The following is a 17,655-nucleotide window of genomic DNA, read 5'->3' as shown; positions in this document are numbered from 1 at the left end:
GTAAGGCATCTGCTCTCCAGCCAAGAAGGAGAGGCAGATGACGGACATCAAAATAGAAGGCGCCGAGATTATCATCGTGGGCGGCAGTTCCGGCATGGGGCTGGCGCTGGCGCGCAGGCTGCTGGCCGAAGGGGCGCGGGTGACGATTGCCGGGCGCAGTGCGGAGAGGCTTGAGGCGGCGCGGCGAGAGCTTGGCGATCCTGCTGATCTTAAGACCGCCGTGCTCGATCTCACGCGGGAGAAGGAGATTGCGGCCTTCTTCCACGATTGCGGGCCTATCGATCACATTGTCAGCACGGCCGCGGATATCGAGGGGGCTTACCAGCTTCTGCCGGATCTGCAGCTTTCGGCGGCTCAGCGGGTCGTCGAGAGCAAATTCTACGGGCCGCTGCTGCTTGCCAAATACGGCGCGCCGTGCCTGCCGCCATCGGGCACGATCACCTATACGTCAGGCGTGGCGGCCTACCGGCCGACGGCGCGGGGTTCGGTTGTTGCAGCCGTCAATGCGGCGCTGGAAGGGCTGGTGCGGGCGCTTGCCGTGGAGCTTGCGCCGCTGCGCGTCAACGCGGTATCGCCGGGATGGGTGGATACGCCGATCTGGAGTTTCGTTGCGGGCGACGCCAAGCAGGCGACGCTGGAAGCGATGGCCAAGCGCCTGCCGGCGGGTCGTGTCGGCCGGCCCGAGGATATTGCCGATGCGATCCGCTTCCTGATCGGCAACGGCTTTGCGACAGGCACTATCCTGCACGTCGAAGGCGGGCATCGGCTGGTCTGACCGGCCGCAGATCCTCGCCCGCCGAAGCGAGCAACAGGGAGAGCGCCGGCGGCTGCACACGCCGGCGCCGCCACAGCATGATCAGCGAGGCCGTGGGCGCATCGCCCGGCCAGGGAAGCTCCACGACATCGCCGCGCTCAGCTGCCGGAGTGACGGCCAGACGCGGGACGAGACCGTAGCCGGCGCCGGATGCAACGAGGCGGATGATCGTCTGGATACTGTCGGCCTGGGTGACAATATCGGGTACGGCAATGCCTGCTTCGGCGAAGGCAGTATCGAAGAGGCGGCGATAGACGCAACCGGTTTCCGTGGCGACGAAGGGCAGGTGGCTCAGGTCAGCAAGGCTTTCCGGCGGCGTGGCTGCGGAATTGCGGCCTGCAATCAGTACCAGCGGTTCGTGCGAGACCAGGCGGGTCACAAACCTCTCGTCCAGTTCACCGCGATCGAATGTGAAGGCGATATCGATCGAGCCGTCTTCCAGACGCCGCTGCAATTCACCGCTGCCGCCGATCTTCAGCGTCAGGCCGATATCGGCATGGATCTCGCGAAACCGCGACAGAAAGGGCGCGAGCTTTTCCGCCGCAATGGTTTCGAGCGTGCCGATCGCAAGCATCTGCTCGCCAAGGCCGGCGGCTGCTCGGATCGCGGCTTTCGCCTCGTCATTCAGCGCAAGGATCTCCTCGGCATAGGCTTTCAGCGTGTCACCAGCCGGCGTCAGGGTCACACCCTGCCGGGAGCGCTCGAAAAGCTGGACGCCCAATTGCTCTTCCAGCACCTGCATCTGGTCGCTGAGGCTCGACTGGGCGAGGTTCGCTTCGCTGGCGGCGCGGGTGAAATTGCCGTGCCTTGCGACCGCAAGGAAGGTTTTCAATTGTCGTGGGTTCATCGCGGGCTCCGTGCTCCCCGGCAAGGATGGGCACTCCCTGCCTATATCAGGCAGCAGGGCGAAGAGGTAGTCTCCGCTTGGCCGTAGCCGATGGCGGCATCTCACGGGTCCGGGCATCCGGCCGGCGCCACCTCATGCGCCGAGCCTCGCAATTGACGGCAGACACATGCTTGGCCAAACTGCGCCCCGTATTTGCAAGCGACAGGGAGACTTGCTGATGCCGCCATCAGAGACATCCGTGATCGACTGGCTGCTCGCCTCCGACCCAGCCATCCGCTGGCAGGTGATGCGCGATCTGCTCGATGAGCCGGAGCCCGTATGGTCTTCCGAGCGGCGGAAGGTCGAGCGGGAAGGCTGGGGTGCACAGCTTCTGTCCTATCAGGATGCAGATGGGCAGTGGGCTGGCGGCTCCTTCCTGCCCAGCGATTTCACGCGCGAGGAATGGAAGGCGACCGGCCAGCCCTGGACGGCGACGAATTTTTCGCTGACGCAGCTTCGCGAGTTCGGCCTCGATCCGCGCTCCGAAACCGCAAAGAGAACCGTCGCGCTCATCGGCGCCAATTGCCGCTGGGACGAGGGCGGGCAGCCCTTCTGGGAGGGCGAGGTCGAGGAATGCATCAACGGCCGCACGGTTGGCGACGGCGCCTATTTCGGGGTCGATGTCTCGCCCATCGTGGAAAGATTGCTCGGCGAGCGGCAGGCGGATGGCGGCTGGAACTGCGAGCGGGCGAATGGTTCGGTGCGCTCGTCCTTCCACACGACGATCAATGTTCTGGAAGGGCTTCTGGAATATGAGCGGGCAACCGGCGGCACGGCGCAGTCGCGTGCGGCGCGGCGTTCGGGCGAGGAGTATCTGTTGGCGCGCCACCTGATGTGGCGGCTCAGCACCGGCGAGCCGGTCAACGAGAAGTTCATGCAGTTCCTGCATCCGAACCGCTGGCGCTTCGATGTGCTGCGGGCGCTCGATTACTTTCGCGCTTCCACCTTGTTCACGGGTGCAGCGCCTGATCCGCGGCTCAAGGAGGCAATCATATACCTCCATTCGCGGCGTTTGGAGGATGGACGCTGGCCGCTTGACTGGCGCGCCTCCGGCAGGGCCTGGTTCGTGATGGACGACGGTGAGGGCGAGCCCTCGCGCTGGGTGACGCTGCGGGCGCTCAGGGTTGTGAAATGGTGGGGCGGCGCGCAGACTGAACATGCCGCAGCGTGAGGCTGTTGCGACATCCGGCATTATCCAGGGCAATCCGTAGCTTAAGCCGGAGTGCTGAAGGCTTCCAGTCGTGCCTCGAACTCTTCCATGGTATCGAGAAACCAGCAGGTTGTGCCGCGATTGGCTTCAAGAATGAAGCTTTGCAGCGCGTTGCTGCCGGCAAGCTCGGCATCGATCCCGCCGATGATGGCGATGCGAACGCGGTAGTTGACGAATTTCTGGATCGCAGTACCTGCAATGCCCGAGCGGAGCGTCAGGAAACCCTCGGGCAGGCGAGCGACCGGCAGCACCACCCAATCGACGGCTTCGCCGAGCGCGTGGCCGATCAGATCGTTGATGCCGCTTTCAGCCGATAACGGCTTGCCATCGGGATTGCGGAGCAGCATGCGAAAGCCGTGCGAGAGCCTGATGTCATTGCTCACGGAATGTCCTTTCTCGTCGTCAGCGGAGCGCCTTCAGATAAGCGTCCAGGCTGTTCAACAGTTCCGCCGTATCCGACGGCGTGCCGATGAGGATGAATTTCTGGAGCCGCCGTTCCGCATCATAGGCGGCGTTGAACTGCATGGCGTGCGGACGGCGATGCCGCGAGATCAGCATGGCCTGCATCAGCACCGTCAGGCGGTTCGACATTTCGGCGGAGAGATCGGGCACCTCGACCACGCTGGTGACATAGACCTCGGCCTGCGAGGCCGGGGTGCTGTTGCTGACACCGGCGAAGGCTTCGAGGTCGGAGCGCAGAATGCGGTAGGATTTGCCGATGCGCGTGGCGCGCAAACGCTCTTCGCGGATGAGCCGCAGCACTGTCTTCGGGTGCAGCTTCAGCCGCTCGGCAGCCTGTTCAGCGGTGTAAAACTCTTCCGACATGATCCGTACTGTTCTCTATGGTAATCTTCTTTTAGAAGAATAAGGAATATTTAGGAATAATCCAGATCATATTCGCCTTGATGCGGATCAATGCGGAACTCCCTGTAGCCGCACATGCTTCAGCTATCAAACCGAACGGAGCGTGCCGTGGATGAGGCGATCAGGAAGACGATCCAGGCGATACTGGATGGGCAGCGGATCATGAGCGTTGCGACGCTCCGGCCAGACGGCTGGCCGCAGGCGACGACGGTCGGCTACGTCAATGACGGGCTGACGCTCTATTTCCTCTCCAGCCCGGACAGCCAGAAGGCCGCCAATCTGGCGCGGGACAACAGGATGTCGCTGACGATCAACCCGGATGCCGGCCAGCTGATGCAGATCACCGGCCTGTCGATGGCAGCGCATGCCGAGAAGGTGGAAGACCCTGCCGAGGCCGACAGGGTGCTCCAACTGATGCCGGCGAAATATCCGGTTCAGGAGAGTCTAGCGATCGCCATGCCGACGCGGGATCAGATCTGCATCTTCCGCGTCGTGCCGAAGGTGATTTCAGTGCTCGATTATTCCAAGGGGTTCGGACATACCGAGCTCGTCACGCCCTGATGCGGCGTGCCGCGCAGAAGCGCGGCAGCCTGCCTGGTGTTGATTGCGTGAAGGTCAGGCGCCCTTGGCGACTTTGGCAGCGCCCCAGAGCGAGCCGGGATTGGCACGGCTGGGATGGAGCGCCAGCATGGCGTCGAACAGTTCTCTCGCTGTCGTCGTTTCCAGCTCAAGCCTGTTGAAATCGCGTAGATATTGCTGGGTTTCGTCGATGATATCGGGATCGTCGTCATTTTCTGGGATCTTGTGGCCGGCGACGACGGCCTTCGGCTTCAGCTCCTTGAGCCGGTCCAGCGTTTCGATCCAGTGCAGCCGGCTCTCCCGGGTGGTTTCGCCGAGGTAGCAGTGGATGCCGTTATAAACGACGTCTCCACCGACGATCAGCCCGATCGAGGGAACGTGGAGGGCGGTCGAGTGCGACATGTCGGTATGGCCGGCATCGATCGGGATCAGCCTGTGGCCTTCAAGCTCCAGTTCCGGCGCTTCCAACACTTCGGCGACAGCCATGTTCTCGGCGATTTCGCCGGGGAAGAGTTTGCGCCAGAAGCCGTCGAGCATGTCGGGGGCGCTCTGGCGGCGCATCGCCTCCACTACATTCGATATGGCGTAGGCCTTCGCATCAGGGAAACGCTTCAGCAATGCGCCGATGCCGAAGAAATGGTCGCCGTGACCATGGGTGATGTAGATCGCTTTCAGCCGCTTGCCGCTCGCTTCCACCCAGTCGGCGAGCGTCTTTGTCTGCGGTTCGGTCAGGAAGGTATCGACGAGCACGGCATCACGTTCGCCCGAGATCAGCGTGGCGGAATTAGCGACCCACTGAAGGGATGGATCGCCAGCCGGTACATCGCGGCTGAGGCCGGGGCGGCGGATTGTCAGGACATCATAGCGCAGGCTGGGAGTGGGGCTTGAGGTCATGGTGGCAATTCCTTGGAATAGTTGGAGTTAAGGCGGCTGGGTGAGCCGGAAAGGTCTTGATTTTTGCAGTCAGGCAATAAATATATGACCGGTCGTATTTAATTATTCAAGAGGAAACAAACATGGAAAAGCCGGCCCGCCGCGGCCCCAAGCCGAATATGCAAATGCGGGAGAAACTCATCGAGGCGGGTCTGAAGGAGATTCATGCCAATGGGTTTGCCGCGACCGGCATCCAGAAGATCGTCGATGACATCAAGGTTCCGAAGGGCTCCTTCTACAATTATTTCGACAGCAAGGAGGCTTTCGGAGCAGAGGTTTCCGATCGCTATTCCGAGCAGGCGCTTGCCCGGCTCGTGGGCTTTCTTGCCGATGCCGGCAAACCGCCCCTTCGCCGCCTCAAGGCCTATTTCGACGATCGCGTCGCATCCTTCGCCTTGAGAGGTCATACGCAGGGCTGCGTGCTCGGCAATTTCAGCGCTGAGACGGTCGACCATAGCGAGTTGATCCGCCAGCACGTGGCAGCGCATTTCAGCCGCTGGAGCGAGGTGATTGCGGCTTGCCTGGCCGAAGCGCAGAGAGACGGCACACTAACCAGAGAGCTGCCGGCCGGGACACTTGCCGATTTCATTCTGAACGGCTGGGAAGGGGCGCTTCTGCGCATGCGCGCGGAACGCAGCGGGGCGCCGCTCGAGACATTCAAGCACATGGTCTTTGACGTGCTGCTCCACGGCAAGGCGCATTGAAGCCCATTTACCTCGGTTAAGGAGAAATTTCCCTTCCGGTTCGGGCATTTACCATCTTTCCCGACGTCACAGATCGGCAATAGTTCCAGCTTAATTCCGACATGTTCGGGCTGAAGTTTCCGGCATCGATACGCGGGCGAGGGATCAGATGCCGGGCATTCTCATTGCAACCCTGTTGGCGACTGTTTCGGCCAAGGCGCCGATGGAATATGCCAGCGGCGATCTTCTCTTTTCGGATTGTGGCGGTTCGCGGCAGTTCGTCACCGGCTATGTTTCCGGCTGGCTCGACAAGTGGAATAGGGACGATTTTCTTGCGCGCCGCGCGCTCGCCGATGCAATCCACCGTCCGGAGGCAATGGTCAACTTCGCTCGTTTGGGCAATGGGATCGGCATGAATATCTGCCTGCCGCCGGGCACGACGGCCATCGTCATAGGCGACATGCTCTGCCGCTTCCTGCAGGACAATCCCGACGTCCGCGGGGGCGAGGGCGACGAGCTGCTGATGACCGTCATCTCCCGCCGCTACAATTGCCGGGCGCAATAGGCGTCAGGCATTGCTGACAAGGATGGCGCCGCCGATGATAAGCAGGGTGCCGACAGAGAGTTTCATGAGATCGACCTCAGCAGCCTCTCCCAGAAACACCGCGCCGACGGTCAGCGTCACCAGCACGTTGCAGCTCCAGATCGGCGCGAGTTTGGAGACCGGTACGCCGTAGGCAAAGATCGCGAAGCTGATGAGGCCGGTGCCGACGGCGAAACAGAGGCCGGCGATGGCGGCAAAGCCGATGCCTTCTGCCGTCCAGGGCGCGGGGCGCCAGATCAGGGCGGAGATCCCGCCCGCAACTGCAAGCGTCAGGCCGAAGACGATGAGATAGGCGGAGGAGCCTGCGCCCGATACGGCGCTCTGCTTCTGGAAAATAGCGGTAATGCCCCAGAGAATGGCGGGGGCCACGCCGCCGACGAACAAGGGCCAGAATGCAGTCATCGTAAACTCCTGTCGCACCGGACATGCTGAGGCCTTCGGGGAAGGCGATCGGGATGTGGTGCCACCAGACTAGGAGTTTCTTCTTGTTCTTTGTGGTCTTGTTGTTTTGCTGAAAATTGGTAGATTCACGCGCCGTCAGCAAGCAGCCGGATGGCTGTCACGCCCTCTTTTCTGCCTGGGCGGTGGCCATGGCGATCTCGCCGACCTCGGCCAGCGTCACCTTCTGGAATTCCCGCTGCAGCGCCTGCTCGGCGCTTTGATAGGCAAGCTGCAGCTTGGCATTGGCGGCGCGTTCGACCGGGCAGGAAGGGTGATCGTTGGAGAGCGGCGCATCCAGAATGGTTTCGCCCTGCAGCGCGCGCTGCACATCCAGAATGGTGATCTCGGAAAGCGGTCTCGTCAGCGACCAGCCGCCGCCGCGGCCACCCTCGGATTCGACGATGCCGTGCTGGCGCAGCGACGCCATGGTGCGGCGAACGACGACGGGATTGGTGTTGAGCATCTGGGCGATGCGCTCGCTTGTTTCCCGGCCGCCAAGCAGCCCCATATGGACGAGAACGTGGATCATCCGCGCCAGTCTTCCGTCTTGTCGCATCTGTGCTTCTCTCCATAGCGTAACAAATAGTGTTACGGATATTGACTTCCGTTTTCTGTAACGTAAAAAGATACGGAATTAAAGATTCGATGTCGCCCGGAAGCGATTTTTCCGAAGGGGACGGGCTTATTGTCGAGGAGGCAGCGATGCAGCAGCGCATGATTGAAACCGCAACCTTGAGGATGAACATTGCCGAAGCCGGCGAGGGGCCGCTGGTGCTGCTCTGCCATGGGTTTCCGGAGACCTCGCATGCCTGGCGCCATCAGATCACCGCACTTGCCGGGGCGGGCCTCCATGCCGTGGCGCCCGATATGCGCGGTTATGGCCGAACGGAAAGCCCTGATGAGACCGGCGCCTATACAGTCTTCGATCTCGTGGCCGACATGGTGGCGCTCGTCGATGCGCTTGGTGAGGAAAAGGCGGTCATCGTCGGCAACGACTGGGGTGCGACGGTTGCCTGGCAGGCCGCGCTGATGCGGCCGGACAGGTTCCGGGGCATTGTCGCAATGAGCGTGCCTCTCATGGGCCAGCCGCCCGTGCCGCCGACGAAAATCTTTCCGGCGACAGCGGATCACCTGCTCTATGTGCTCTATTTCCAGGAGCCGGGATTGGCGGAAGCCGAGTTCGAGCGGAATGTGGATGTCACGCTGCGCAAGATCTATGGCGCGGCCTGCGGCGACGCGGGTCCAAGACTGCCAGGCGACGGAACGCCCAATCCGTTCGGCATGGTCTCCCGCGCATCCGGTCTGCTTGCTGATCTGCCCAACCGGGAAACGCTGCCCAAATGGCTGCCGCAAGCCGACCTCGATGTCTTTGCCGATGCATTCAAGGCGTCAGGTTTTCGCGGCGGGTTGAATTATTACAGGAACCTCGACCGGAACTGGGAATTGCAGAAAGCTTTGGCGGGGCTGAAAGTCGAGGTTCCCGCGCTATTCATGGCTGGCGAACGTGACACGGGCCTTGCCATCCCCGGCATGCGGGAGATTATCGATGCGATGCCAGGGCTCGCGCCTGGTCTCAGGGCGACGCAGTTCGTGCCCGGTGCGGGCCATTGGCTGTCGCAGGAGCGGCCGGAGATCGTCAGCCGCGCGATTATCGATTTCGTGCAGGCTTCGTCACCGGTTTAATGCCCGTCATCCAGCATCGCCTCGAGCGTGGCGATCAGTTCGTGGTTGCCATTGCGATCATCGGCAATGGTCTGGAAGACGCCGGCCATGCCCTTGAAGATGAGGGCAGCGGGATCGTCGGCTCCGAGGAACTCGGAGATTTCTTCCATTTCCGCTACCCAGCGATAGGCCTTCGGAAACATGTCCGGAATGGACTGGCGCAGCCGCTTCAGATGCTCGGCCTGGCTTTCGGCCAGTTCCACCTTCAATGCCTCGCTGGCACCGGAGCGCGCGGCGGCAAGCAGCATGGCGGCGGAGAGGCCGGTGATGCCCTTGTTGATGCCGGCGTAACACATCTTCAAGGCGGAGGCGGCTCCAACAGGGCCTTTCACGCGGCGGATCTTCAGGCCGAATCTCGACAGCAGATCCGGCTCGCCGGCGAGCTCGCCGCTGAGGCAGACGACAGGGCCGGCCTTGCCGGGAACCGGTGGCCCACCAATGATCGAACCGTCGATTACCTTCGCGCCCGTGGAAGCGAGGCCTGCGGACAGCTTTTCCATGGTCTTCGGGCTGATGGCGTTGAGGTCGACGAAGGGCGGTTTCTTGCCGCTGTCGTGCAGCACCGGAGCAATGAGATCCGCGACCTTCTGCGCTTCGGCGGGCGGAACGATGGAGAGGATGATATCGGCCTCGGCGAATGCCGACAGCGGGGCGGCGGCGAGGCCCATTGCGCGGGCGCGTTCGATCGTCGCTTCACTGCGTCCATCGAGAAAAGTGATGACCTTGGCGCCGGACTCGGCGAGGCGGCGGCCAACGGCGCTGCCCATGGCGCCGGCGCCGAACAATGCGATGGTGGTGGACATTGGCGGATGTGACCTCTTTGGCGGGGATGCGGAGAGACTAGGGCGGGATGGTCGATGCTGCAAGGCAGGTGCGGCCTTCAGTCCGCAGCTTCGAGGCCAATCAGATCTTCGAGTCCGCCCTGGGTTCGAGCGTTTCGGCACTGGTGCTTGATGAGCAGGTGATGAAAGACACGATCATTTCACGCGACACTTGTTTCACGATGTGATTATTTCGACCGCCCGCTGCATCCATGCGGATTCCATAGGCAGAAGCTGCGTTTGGAATGGGGCAGCCATTTCCATTCGCTCGCGGTTCAACGATGTCGAAATTAGTCAATAAGCCTTCCGGACTGGAACTCATTGAAGAAACCACTCTGGACGGCTTTCGTGATTGGCAGATCCAACTGTTCGGAGGCCAGCTCGGCGGTCTCCCGCAACCTCTTATCGACGCCATCAATGATCCGGCGACGACCCTTGCTCCGCTATTAAGAGGGATGCGGCCCGGTGATCAGCTATGGCTGTGCCGTAGCGAAAAGCGAGGCCCACTCTACGGACACGAAGGGATTGCCGTTGTCCGAGACGGGCGGCCCATGATCTACATGTGCATCTGGAACTATTGAGACCCCATCACTGTACGATGAGGTTCTTAGAGACAAACAATTCAGGATAGCGTGGTTTGATGCGGCTAGCTCCACGACGGACCGTGAGTGCTCTTGCGATCCTGCTATTTGTTGCGCTGGGTTTGATCATCTATAGCGGGTTCGCGGCGAATGGCCATATTGATCGGTGCGCGGACGAGACTTCGGGCTCATATATTTGGGATCAAGTAGCCCGCGAGGCAGCCTGCAAAGAACCTGACTGACGCAGACGAAAACCGGGCTGCGGAATACCCTAATCCCGCATCCTCAGCTCATCCGTCTGCATCTGCAGGGAGCCTAGCGTTTCCAGAAAACTCATGCCGAGCAGGCTCTGGTCGAGCCTGCCGTCTTCGGCAACGGACGCGGCGACATTGCTGCGCACGATCGGGCCGATTGCGACCTGATCGAGGGTTACAGGGGCGGCGCGGGCGCGACCGTTGGCAGTCATCACGGTCATGGAATAGGTGAGCTGTTTCGGGTCGATGCCGATGCGCAGCGCATCGGCATGCGACAGCGCCACCATGCTGGCGCCGGTATCGACCAGCATCGGCACGGACTGGCCGTTCACCGAGACCTCGGCCTCGAAATGGCCGTTCAGCATCTTGTGGACGATGACTTCCTCTCCGCCTTCACTCGTCGTGACGACCACGGCGCGGCCCGGCACGAGGCCGGCGAGCAGCCGGTTGCCGACTGCCATCGCATCCTGACGGTAGAGGTAGGCGGTAGCGAGCGCCAGGATGATGACGAGCCAGATCATCAGCTGGCGCAGGGTCTGGCCGATATTCTGGCGGCTGCCCCAGATGCCGGCCGCCAGCATCAGCGCGATCGGCAGCAGGTAGACGAAGCGGCCGAAATCGTCGCTTGCCAGTCCGAAGATGCGGCTCTGGTCGCTATTGAAGAGCAGGACGGCGAGGCCGATGCCGATGACGGCAAGCAGGAGAACGAGGCGCATCAGCCGATGGTCTCCAGCATTTTGGTCGATTCGGGAGCGAGTGCCGCGAGCCGGGAGGGCAGATCTTCCATGATGGTTTCACGCTCCTCGTCGGAAAAGCGCATCCAGCCGGCGATCTCATCCGTTGTGCGGCCGCATCCGGTACAAAGACCGGTGAGAGGATCCAGGGAGCATACGCGGATGCAGGGTGTTCGCATGGGCGATATATCGGAATTTCAGAGGGCCATGGCAAGAGCGCAGAAGGCTGCGACCTCGCAAATCTGCTGGGTAGCGCCGAGCGTGTCGCCGGTGTGGCCGCCAAGCCTGCGGCGAATGAACCAAGTGAAGGCGAGCGTCGCGAGACCGGCGGCGAGAAGGGCCGAGACGAACGGCAACAGACCGAGTGCCGGCCAGACGAGGATGGCAGTGATAAAGCCTGCCGTCACCAGGGCGATCTGCATGGTGACTTCCGCTGGGCTTCCGGCGGAGGCGGCCAACCCATCCGGCTTTGCGGCGGGAAGGCGCTGCCAGTGCCAGGCGATGGCGCCGCGGCTCAGCGCCGCGACGGCAGGAATGGCAAGCGCAGTAGCAAGGGGCGATGCTTCACGGGCAATCGCTGCAAGCGCCGAAGCCCGCAGCGCGAAGGAAAGGATGAGGGCGATCGCGCCGTAGCTGCCGATGCGGCTGTCCTTCATGATAATAAGGCTCTGGTCGCGGGATTTGCCACCGCCTATCCCGTCCGCAGTATCGGCAAGCCCGTCCTCGTGCAGCGCGCCGGTCAGGATCGTCTGTACGGCGAGTGCCACGAGCGCCGCCATCAGGCGGTCGGTACGAAACGCCAGCATCACGAGGAAGACGAGAGCGGGCAGGGCGCCGATGACGAGCCCGGCCAGGGGAAAGACACGGACCAGCCGGCCAAGCTTGCCGTCATAGCCGGCAAAGAGCCATGGCGGCATGGGAATGCGGCTCAGGAAAGCCACGGCGCGCGCGGCATCGACCACGATGTTCTTTATCATTGCTGGGATCATTCTCTGCTGCCCCCGTCTCTCCGCAGCGTCTTTGTCTCCCTGCGGCTTTTGGCGCTGTGTGCTTTTTCACATTGTTCGCCTGGGCCGCTCGCTTTAAGAGAGTCGCCACGCAAAGAACCCGATTTGCCGGGAAAAGACAAGAATACAAGGAAAGCCATTCAGATGAGCGTTTCAGGCCTGCCGTTCGACGATTTTCGCGCCCTTCTTCGTGACCTGCCGGGACCGGATGGTCGCGCGCTGGTCGCCGCCCGCGAACGCGACGCGCAACTGACGAAGCCGCCGGGTGCGCTTGGACGACTGGAAGAGATCGCTTTCTGGCTCGCCGCCTGGACGGGCAAGCCGCCCGCCGTCAACCGGCCGCTGGTCGCGATCTTCGCCGGCAATCATGGTGTCGTGAAGCAGGGCATCACGCCTTTCCCGCCTGAAGTCACGCAGCAGATGGTGGAGAATTTCGCGGCAGGCGGGGCGGCGATCAACCAGATCTGCGTTGCCTATGATCTGGGACTCAAGGTCTTCGACCTGGCGCTCGATTATCCGACAGGCGACATCACCCAGGAAGCAGCGCTGACGGAACGCGATTGCGCCGCCACCATGGCTTTCGGCATGGAAGCGATTGCCGGCGGCACGGATCTGCTCTGCATCGGCGAAATGGGCATCGGCAACACGACGATTGCGGCTGCCATCAACTATGCGCTCTACGGCGGCACGGCACGCGACTGGGTCGGCCCCGGCACGGGTTCGGAAGGCGAGATGCTGGAGCGCAAGATCGATGCCGTCGAACGCGCCGTCGAGCTGCACAGCGATCACCTCGACGATCCCCTGGAGATCATGCGGCGCCTCGGCGGGCGCGAGATCGCGGCGATGGCGGGCGCCATCCTTGCGGCGCGCATGGAGCGCATTCCGGTGCTGATCGACGGTTATACGGCGACGGCTGCAGGCGCGATCCTGCGGGCGGCCAATCCGTCTGCGCTCGACCACTGCCTGATCGGCCATGTCTCGGCGGAGCCCGGACATCTGCGCGCCATCGAACAGCTCGGCAAGACGCCGCTTCTGGCGCTCGGCATGCGGCTTGGCGAAGGAACGGGTGCAGCCCTTGCAGCCGGCATCGTCAAGGCTGCCGCCGCCTGCCATTCCGGCATGGCGACCTTCGCCCAGGCCGGCGTTACCGGCAAACACTGATACCGGAAAATCAAGCCGCTCCGCGCATTGCTTGCGCGGACGCGGGGGAGCCTGTATCTGCGTATTCGCTTATAAATAATGCGCGGCGAAACGACCGGCGCGGAGGAAATGAGGGGCCGTTGACGAAACCTGCCGTGACCAAGGAAACGGGATTTCGCCATTTCGTGGCAGCGGCCAGCTATTCATGGGCCGGCTTCCTGCGGGTATTCAGGGAATCGGCCTTCCGGCAGGAACTCGGCTTCTTCGTCGTGGCGCTGATCGTGCTTATCCTCATCGGCGCCGATGCGACGGAATTCGTCGTCGCGACAGTGCTTTTCCTCGGGCTCTTTTCCATCGAGGCGATGAACACGGCTGTCGAGGAAGTGATCGACCGGATTTCACCGGAAATTTCGATCGTCGGCAAACATGCAAAGGATCTCGGCTCCTTCGCCGTGACCTGCATGATCGCTGCCTGCTGCCTTTATCTCGGCTTCGTCATTTGCCGGCATCTGTTTTTCTAGAGCATTTGTCTGCCGCAATTCCGGACGCAACACCGCTGCACATTTTTGCTGGAATTGCCGTGATCACGCGAAGCTGCGGCGCCTCCTGGCGACCGGCTGCGCTTCTTCCACGGCCGGGATGCTCTGCAGCACGCGTTTGGCCGGCAGGATGGCGATGACTTCGGTGCCTTCGCGCAGCTTGGATTTCAGGATGAACTGGCCGTCGTGCTTGGCGAGGATCGCCTGGACGATCGGCAGGCCGAGGCCGGTGCCCTGTTCGGCGCTCTTGATGGCGATCGAACCCTGACCGAAGGCCGACAGCACGACCGGGATTTCGTCCTCGGGAATGCCGGGGCCGTTATCCCTGATCGAGATGTACTGGCCGCCGCCTGCGGTCCAGCCGACCTTGACGTTGATTTCTCCACCCTGGGGCGTGAATTTCACCGCATTTGAGAGAAGATTGAGCACGACCTGGCGCATGGATTTCTCATCCGCCCAGATTGCCGGCAACTGGCGCTCGACCTGATCATGGATGGAGATGTTCTTGGCACGGGCGCGAAGTTGCACCATGCCGATGCAGTCTTCGGTGATATCGAGCAGTGAGATCGCCTCTTCGCTGAGCTCGTATTTACCGGCTTCAATACGGGAGAGATCGAGGATTTCGTTGATGAGATCGAGCAGATGCTGGCCGGAGCGATGGATATCGCCAGCATATTCCTTGTAAGTCGGGTTCGCGAGCGGCCCCATCACCTCCGCTGACATGACTTCGGAAAAGCCGAGAATGGCATTCAGCGGCGTGCGCAGCTCATGCGACATGGAGGCGAGGAAGCGCGACTTGGCGAGGTTTGCTTCCTCGGCGCGGCGGCGGGCTTCGTCCGACATGGATTTCGCCACTTCCAGCTCGGCGATCAGATCATCCTTTTCCGACTGAAAGGCGAGGATCCTCAGGCTGGACTGGAAGAGCCGATCGCTGATGTAATTGAAGAAGACGACTGTCATGGTCAAAACTGCGGTCAGGCAGAGTTCCAGAATATCGCGCGAGAGACCGCTTTTTGCGGCAAGTGCGATGACCGCAGGCGCGAAGCCGACCAGCACGGCCGGGGTCAGCATGAAATTCGACATGGTCGTGACCGACAGCGCGATCAACAGGGTAGCGCCCTTATAGAGCGTGAAGCTCGACGGTTCGCAGGCCGAACAGCTCTGCAGAGCAAAGATCGCCCAGCAGCAGCCGATCAGGAACTGGCCTGCCAGCAACAGGTTGCGCCAGCGGCGCACGGCTTCTGCGGTAATGTCCTGTTTCCTGGCGCGGCGTGCCAGAAGAATATTGACGGCATGGCAGGTCAGCGTCAGCAACGCCCAGAAGAACAGGCTCGCATCCTCGGTGAAATAAGTGCCGAGCGCTGCGACGATAATGACGAAGAGCGGCATGATCGCCGCGCCCTGCAGCACCGCAGTGATATACATCCGCAGCAGGTCACGATCGAAGGCGGAACTGGAAGCATGGCCCGACTGCAGGCGTTCGCGCGTTTGCCGCACGGCCTTGGACACGGCCTTGTTACGGTGGCCGCGCGATTTGTCGACGATGATCTTGTCGGTCGATGTGCTGACGCCGGTACTCATGTGCACGTTGAAACTTGTCCCGCAGATGAATAAGAGCTTAACCGGAAATTCTTAAGAAGATGTTTGCCATCTTTGCCAAGGGTTTGTTTTTCAAGGAGGCAAAAGCGTGGCACGGCTTTTCCGGTTGACCCGAGACGGTGCAACCGCTTTCGCTTTTCTTGCTTTGATTGCATTAATCGCGGCGAAATTGAACGACGGGCCGGAAGTCCGGCATCAGGGCAGCTTCCATGCCGGCGATGGCGACAGCCTTGTTCTTGATGGCGAGCGCATGCGGCTCAAGGGCGTCGATGCGCCGGAATTGTCGCAGACATGCGAGCGGGCAGGGCAGGACTGGCCCTGCGGCAGACTTGCCCAGCGCGCGCTGCAAAAGCTCGTTTCGGATGGCGCGACGCAATGCGACGGAAGCGAACGTGATCGTTACGACCGGCTGCTCGTCGTCTGCCGCAATCATGCCGGCGATATCAATGCCAGCATGGTGGCCTCGGGCATGGCGGTTTCCTATGGCGGCTATCGGCGCGAGGAGGGGCAGGCGAGGGCGCAAAAACTCGGGCTCTGGGCGGGCCATTTCGAGATGCCGCGAGACGTCAGGGATCAGGCGCGGCATGAGAACTCCGGCCTGAAGCAGTTGATTGGCGAATGGACAGGGTGGGAATGAACGACGTTTCGAGCGAGGATCGGCTGGACGGGTTGCGGGCAGAGATTGCCGCCTGCCGGATCTGTCGCGATGCGCCGCTGCGTGGCATCGAGGATCGCCTGCCGCACGAACCGCGGCCGGTCGCGGTGCTCTCGTCTCGCGCCCGTGTGCTGATCGCCGGTCAAGCGCCGGGGCTCAGGGTGCATGAAAGCGGCCTGCCATTCGACGATGCCTCCGGCGACCGGCTGCGGCAGTGGCTGCAGGTGGACCGGCCGGCCTTCTACGACCGGGATCGATTCGCGATCGTGCCGATGGGCTTCTGCTTTCCGGGTTATGACGCCAAGGGCAGCGACCTGCCGCCGCGGCGCGAATGCGCGCCGGTCTGGCGGGATCGCGTGCTCTCGGTCATGCCGCAGATCGAGCTGGTGCTTGCGGTCGGCGGTTATGCGCAGGCCTGGCATATGGGTGCTTTGAGGCGCGAAAACATGACGGAGACGGTGCGGGCCTGGCGCGACAGTCTGGAGGCGGCGGGCGGGCCTGCGATTCTGCCGCTGCCGCATCCGAGCTGGCGCAATACCGGCTGGATCAAGCGGCATCCGTGGTTCGAAGAAGAACTGCTTCCTGTCCTGCGCGAACGAATCAAAATGCTTGCCATCTGAAAAAAAATTCTTTTCCATGGTCGGAATCGCGCTATACAAAGAAAATAATTCGAAAGGGACTTAGTTTCGCATGGATCGCCTCGACCGAAAGATACTGCGCCTTCTCCAGGAAGACTCGACGCTCGCCGTTGCCGACCTCGCCAAGAAGGTCGGGCTTTCGACGACGCCATGCTGGCGGCGTATCCAGAAGATGGAGGAAGACGGCGTCATCAAGCGCCGGGTGGCGATCCTCGATCCGGAAAAGGTCAACACCAAGGTTACGGTCTTCGTGTCGATCCGCACCGCGACTCATTCCATCGAGTGGCTGCGCCGCTTCTCCGAAGTCGTGGCGGAGTTTCCTGAAGTGGTCGAATTCTACCGCATGAGCGGCGATGTGGACTATCTGCTGCGTGTCGTCGTGCCCGATATCGCCGCCTATGATGCCTTCTACAAGCGGATGATCGCCAAGATCGAGATTCGCGACGTCTCTTCTGCCTTCGCGATGGAGCAGATCAAGTATTCGACGCAGCTGCCGCTGGACTACATGCTGATCGAAAACGCCAAGTCCAACGAGGACTGAGGCGGGCAGGCTCTTTCAATACAGCCCGGATGATCTAAGGCAGGCGCGAGCGAATCGCGCCCGCTCTTTGTGCAAGCAAAGCGCCTCTGGGGCTGATCCGCGCAGGACAAGCTATGCAGGGAGATTCAGGAGTTCATCTGTGACTTCTGATAGGCCGCGCAAAGCACCTGCCACTTGACGGCGGCACGAAACCTTTCCAAATTGTAATCTTCCTGTCATGGAACCATGCGAAGCCACGCAGGTCATGAACTGCCCATGTGCTGGGGAGGCACGGGTGCGGTTTCGGGTGAGTGCTCCGGGGGCATCTGGAACACGTTTTATAATGTCCGTGCTGCATAATATTGTGCGATGCGCGGTTTTTGTGCCTTTGGCGAAACGTTTAAGCGGCGCCGAAAACGTATGCCTATGGT

General features: G+C 61.7%; 24 protein-coding genes. 13 read left to right on the top strand and 11 right to left on the bottom strand.

The window, feature by feature from the left end:
* The first annotated feature begins 37 nt into the window (after positions 1-37).
* Complete coding sequence (locus tag AC1DNW_RS04850; RefSeq protein WP_113307672.1) at positions 38-775, top strand: SDR family oxidoreductase; 738 nt, start codon at positions 38-40, stop codon at positions 773-775.
* Here AC1DNW_RS04850 and AC1DNW_RS04845 read toward each other — a convergent pair.
* Entirely contained in the window at positions 738-1,661 is a 924-nt protein-coding gene (locus tag AC1DNW_RS04845; protein ID WP_113307673.1) for a LysR family transcriptional regulator, read from the bottom strand. The genes AC1DNW_RS04850 and AC1DNW_RS04845 overlap by 38 nt on opposite strands.
* A 217-nt stretch (positions 1,662-1,878) precedes the next feature.
* On the opposite strand from AC1DNW_RS04845, the gene AC1DNW_RS04840 reads away from it, so the two are divergent.
* The gene (locus AC1DNW_RS04840) at positions 1,879-2,871 is read left to right on the top strand and encodes a squalene cyclase (protein WP_113307674.1); all 993 of its coding nucleotides are present in this window, start codon (positions 1,879-1,881) and stop codon (positions 2,869-2,871) included.
* Between the two features lie 41 nt (positions 2,872-2,912).
* Here AC1DNW_RS04840 and AC1DNW_RS04835 read toward each other — a convergent pair whose 3' ends face one another.
* Both AC1DNW_RS04835 and AC1DNW_RS04830 read right to left on the bottom strand, forming a co-directional pair.
* Complete coding sequence (locus AC1DNW_RS04835; protein ID WP_113307675.1) at positions 2,913-3,293, bottom strand: DUF4180 domain-containing protein; 381 nt, start codon at positions 3,291-3,293, stop codon at positions 2,913-2,915.
* A gap of 19 nt (positions 3,294-3,312) precedes the next feature.
* Positions 3,313-3,735 carry a helix-turn-helix domain-containing protein gene (locus AC1DNW_RS04830; protein WP_113307676.1) on the bottom strand — a complete coding sequence of 141 codons (423 nt, stop codon included), beginning with the start codon at positions 3,733-3,735 and terminating at the stop codon, positions 3,313-3,315.
* A gap of 147 nt (positions 3,736-3,882) precedes the next feature.
* Between AC1DNW_RS04830 and AC1DNW_RS04825 the strand changes: the two genes are divergently transcribed.
* Positions 3,883-4,335: a pyridoxamine 5'-phosphate oxidase family protein gene (locus tag AC1DNW_RS04825; RefSeq protein ID WP_113307677.1), complete on the top strand. Its 453-nt coding sequence runs from the start codon at positions 3,883-3,885 to the stop codon at positions 4,333-4,335.
* A gap of 54 nt (positions 4,336-4,389) precedes the next feature.
* On the opposite strand, the gene AC1DNW_RS04820 is transcribed toward AC1DNW_RS04825, so the two are convergent.
* Positions 4,390-5,247 carry an MBL fold metallo-hydrolase gene (locus AC1DNW_RS04820; protein ID WP_113307678.1) on the bottom strand — a complete coding sequence of 286 codons (858 nt, stop codon included), beginning with the start codon at positions 5,245-5,247 and terminating at the stop codon, positions 4,390-4,392.
* A 122-nt stretch (positions 5,248-5,369) separates the two neighbouring features.
* Here AC1DNW_RS04820 and AC1DNW_RS04815 point away from each other — a divergent pair, with 122 nt between their 5' ends.
* Positions 5,370-5,990, top strand: coding sequence for a TetR/AcrR family transcriptional regulator (locus AC1DNW_RS04815; protein WP_113307679.1), 621 nt, complete (start codon positions 5,370-5,372; stop codon positions 5,988-5,990).
* Positions 5,991-6,138: 148 nt separating this feature from the next.
* Positions 6,139-6,534, top strand: a complete 396-nt coding sequence (locus tag AC1DNW_RS04810; protein ID WP_113307680.1) for a Rap1a/Tai family immunity protein — start codon at positions 6,139-6,141, stop codon at positions 6,532-6,534.
* A 3-nt stretch (positions 6,535-6,537) separates the two neighbouring features.
* Here AC1DNW_RS04810 and AC1DNW_RS04805 read toward each other — a convergent pair whose 3' ends face one another.
* Complete coding sequence (locus tag AC1DNW_RS04805) at positions 6,538-6,975, bottom strand: efflux RND transporter permease subunit (protein ID WP_113307681.1); 438 nt, start codon at positions 6,973-6,975, stop codon at positions 6,538-6,540.
* A gap of 157 nt (positions 6,976-7,132) precedes the next feature.
* Positions 7,133-7,570, bottom strand: a complete 438-nt coding sequence (locus AC1DNW_RS04800) for an Rrf2 family transcriptional regulator (RefSeq protein ID WP_037102938.1) — start codon at positions 7,568-7,570, stop codon at positions 7,133-7,135.
* 146 nt (positions 7,571-7,716) lie between these two features.
* On the opposite strand from AC1DNW_RS04800, the gene AC1DNW_RS04795 reads away from it, so the two are divergent.
* Positions 7,717-8,697, top strand: coding sequence for an alpha/beta fold hydrolase (locus AC1DNW_RS04795; protein WP_113307694.1), 981 nt, complete (start codon positions 7,717-7,719; stop codon positions 8,695-8,697).
* Here AC1DNW_RS04795 and AC1DNW_RS04790 read toward each other — a convergent pair.
* Positions 8,694-9,539 carry an NAD(P)-dependent oxidoreductase gene (locus tag AC1DNW_RS04790; RefSeq protein WP_113307682.1) on the bottom strand — a complete coding sequence of 282 codons (846 nt, stop codon included), beginning with the start codon at positions 9,537-9,539 and terminating at the stop codon, positions 8,694-8,696. The genes AC1DNW_RS04795 and AC1DNW_RS04790 overlap by 4 nt on opposite strands.
* A 47-nt stretch (positions 9,540-9,586) precedes the next feature.
* Here AC1DNW_RS04790 and AC1DNW_RS04785 point away from each other — a divergent pair, with 47 nt between their 5' ends.
* Both AC1DNW_RS04785 and AC1DNW_RS04780 read left to right on the top strand, forming a co-directional pair.
* Entirely contained in the window at positions 9,587-9,745 is a 159-nt protein-coding gene (locus AC1DNW_RS04785; protein ID WP_162747279.1) for a hypothetical protein, read from the top strand.
* A 93-nt stretch (positions 9,746-9,838) separates the two neighbouring features.
* Complete coding sequence (locus tag AC1DNW_RS04780) at positions 9,839-10,138, top strand: hypothetical protein (protein WP_113301470.1); 300 nt, start codon at positions 9,839-9,841, stop codon at positions 10,136-10,138.
* Positions 10,139-10,409: 271 nt separating this feature from the next.
* On the opposite strand, the gene AC1DNW_RS04775 is transcribed toward AC1DNW_RS04780, so the two are convergent.
* From AC1DNW_RS04775 to AC1DNW_RS04765, 3 genes are read right to left on the bottom strand one after another with little or no spacing between them, the layout of a single operon-like run.
* Complete coding sequence (locus AC1DNW_RS04775; protein ID WP_477852125.1) at positions 10,410-11,108, bottom strand: TIGR02281 family clan AA aspartic protease; 699 nt, start codon at positions 11,106-11,108, stop codon at positions 10,410-10,412.
* Entirely contained in the window at positions 11,108-11,305 is a 198-nt protein-coding gene (locus tag AC1DNW_RS04770) for a DUF1289 domain-containing protein (RefSeq protein WP_113301468.1), read from the bottom strand. The genes AC1DNW_RS04775 and AC1DNW_RS04770 overlap by 1 nt, the downstream gene beginning before the upstream one ends.
* A gap of 18 nt (positions 11,306-11,323) precedes the next feature.
* The gene (locus tag AC1DNW_RS04765; protein ID WP_113307685.1) at positions 11,324-12,103 is read right to left on the bottom strand and encodes an adenosylcobinamide-GDP ribazoletransferase; all 780 of its coding nucleotides are present in this window, start codon (positions 12,101-12,103) and stop codon (positions 11,324-11,326) included.
* A 174-nt stretch (positions 12,104-12,277) separates the two neighbouring features.
* On the opposite strand from AC1DNW_RS04765, the gene cobT reads away from it, so the two are divergent.
* Both cobT and AC1DNW_RS04755 read left to right on the top strand, forming a co-directional pair.
* Positions 12,278-13,294, top strand: coding sequence for a nicotinate-nucleotide--dimethylbenzimidazole phosphoribosyltransferase (gene cobT / locus AC1DNW_RS04760; RefSeq protein ID WP_113307686.1), 1,017 nt, complete (start codon positions 12,278-12,280; stop codon positions 13,292-13,294).
* A gap of 119 nt (positions 13,295-13,413) precedes the next feature.
* The gene (locus AC1DNW_RS04755) at positions 13,414-13,794 is read left to right on the top strand and encodes a diacylglycerol kinase (protein WP_113307687.1); all 381 of its coding nucleotides are present in this window, start codon (positions 13,414-13,416) and stop codon (positions 13,792-13,794) included.
* Between the two features lie 63 nt (positions 13,795-13,857).
* Here AC1DNW_RS04755 and AC1DNW_RS04750 read toward each other — a convergent pair whose 3' ends face one another.
* Positions 13,858-15,393 (bottom strand): sensor histidine kinase, encoded by a 1,536-nt coding sequence (locus tag AC1DNW_RS04750; protein WP_113307688.1) that lies wholly within the window; start codon positions 15,391-15,393, stop codon positions 13,858-13,860.
* Between the two features lie 106 nt (positions 15,394-15,499).
* Here AC1DNW_RS04750 and AC1DNW_RS04745 point away from each other — a divergent pair, with 106 nt between their 5' ends.
* From AC1DNW_RS04745 to AC1DNW_RS04735, 3 genes are all read left to right on the top strand, one after another.
* Entirely contained in the window at positions 15,500-16,048 is a 549-nt protein-coding gene (locus AC1DNW_RS04745; RefSeq protein WP_113307689.1) for a thermonuclease family protein, read from the top strand.
* The gene (locus tag AC1DNW_RS04740; protein WP_113307690.1) at positions 16,045-16,686 is read left to right on the top strand and encodes a uracil-DNA glycosylase family protein; all 642 of its coding nucleotides are present in this window, start codon (positions 16,045-16,047) and stop codon (positions 16,684-16,686) included. The genes AC1DNW_RS04745 and AC1DNW_RS04740 overlap by 4 nt, the downstream gene beginning before the upstream one ends.
* Before the next feature lie 70 nt (positions 16,687-16,756).
* Complete coding sequence (locus AC1DNW_RS04735; protein ID WP_113301461.1) at positions 16,757-17,245, top strand: Lrp/AsnC family transcriptional regulator; 489 nt, start codon at positions 16,757-16,759, stop codon at positions 17,243-17,245.
* Positions 17,246-17,655 lie beyond the last annotated feature (410 nt).

Source organism: Rhizobium sp. 05L429 (assembly GCF_056397645.1).
The sequence above is the reverse complement of the archived record's forward strand: the minus strand, read 5'-3'. Positions and strand labels throughout refer to the sequence as shown.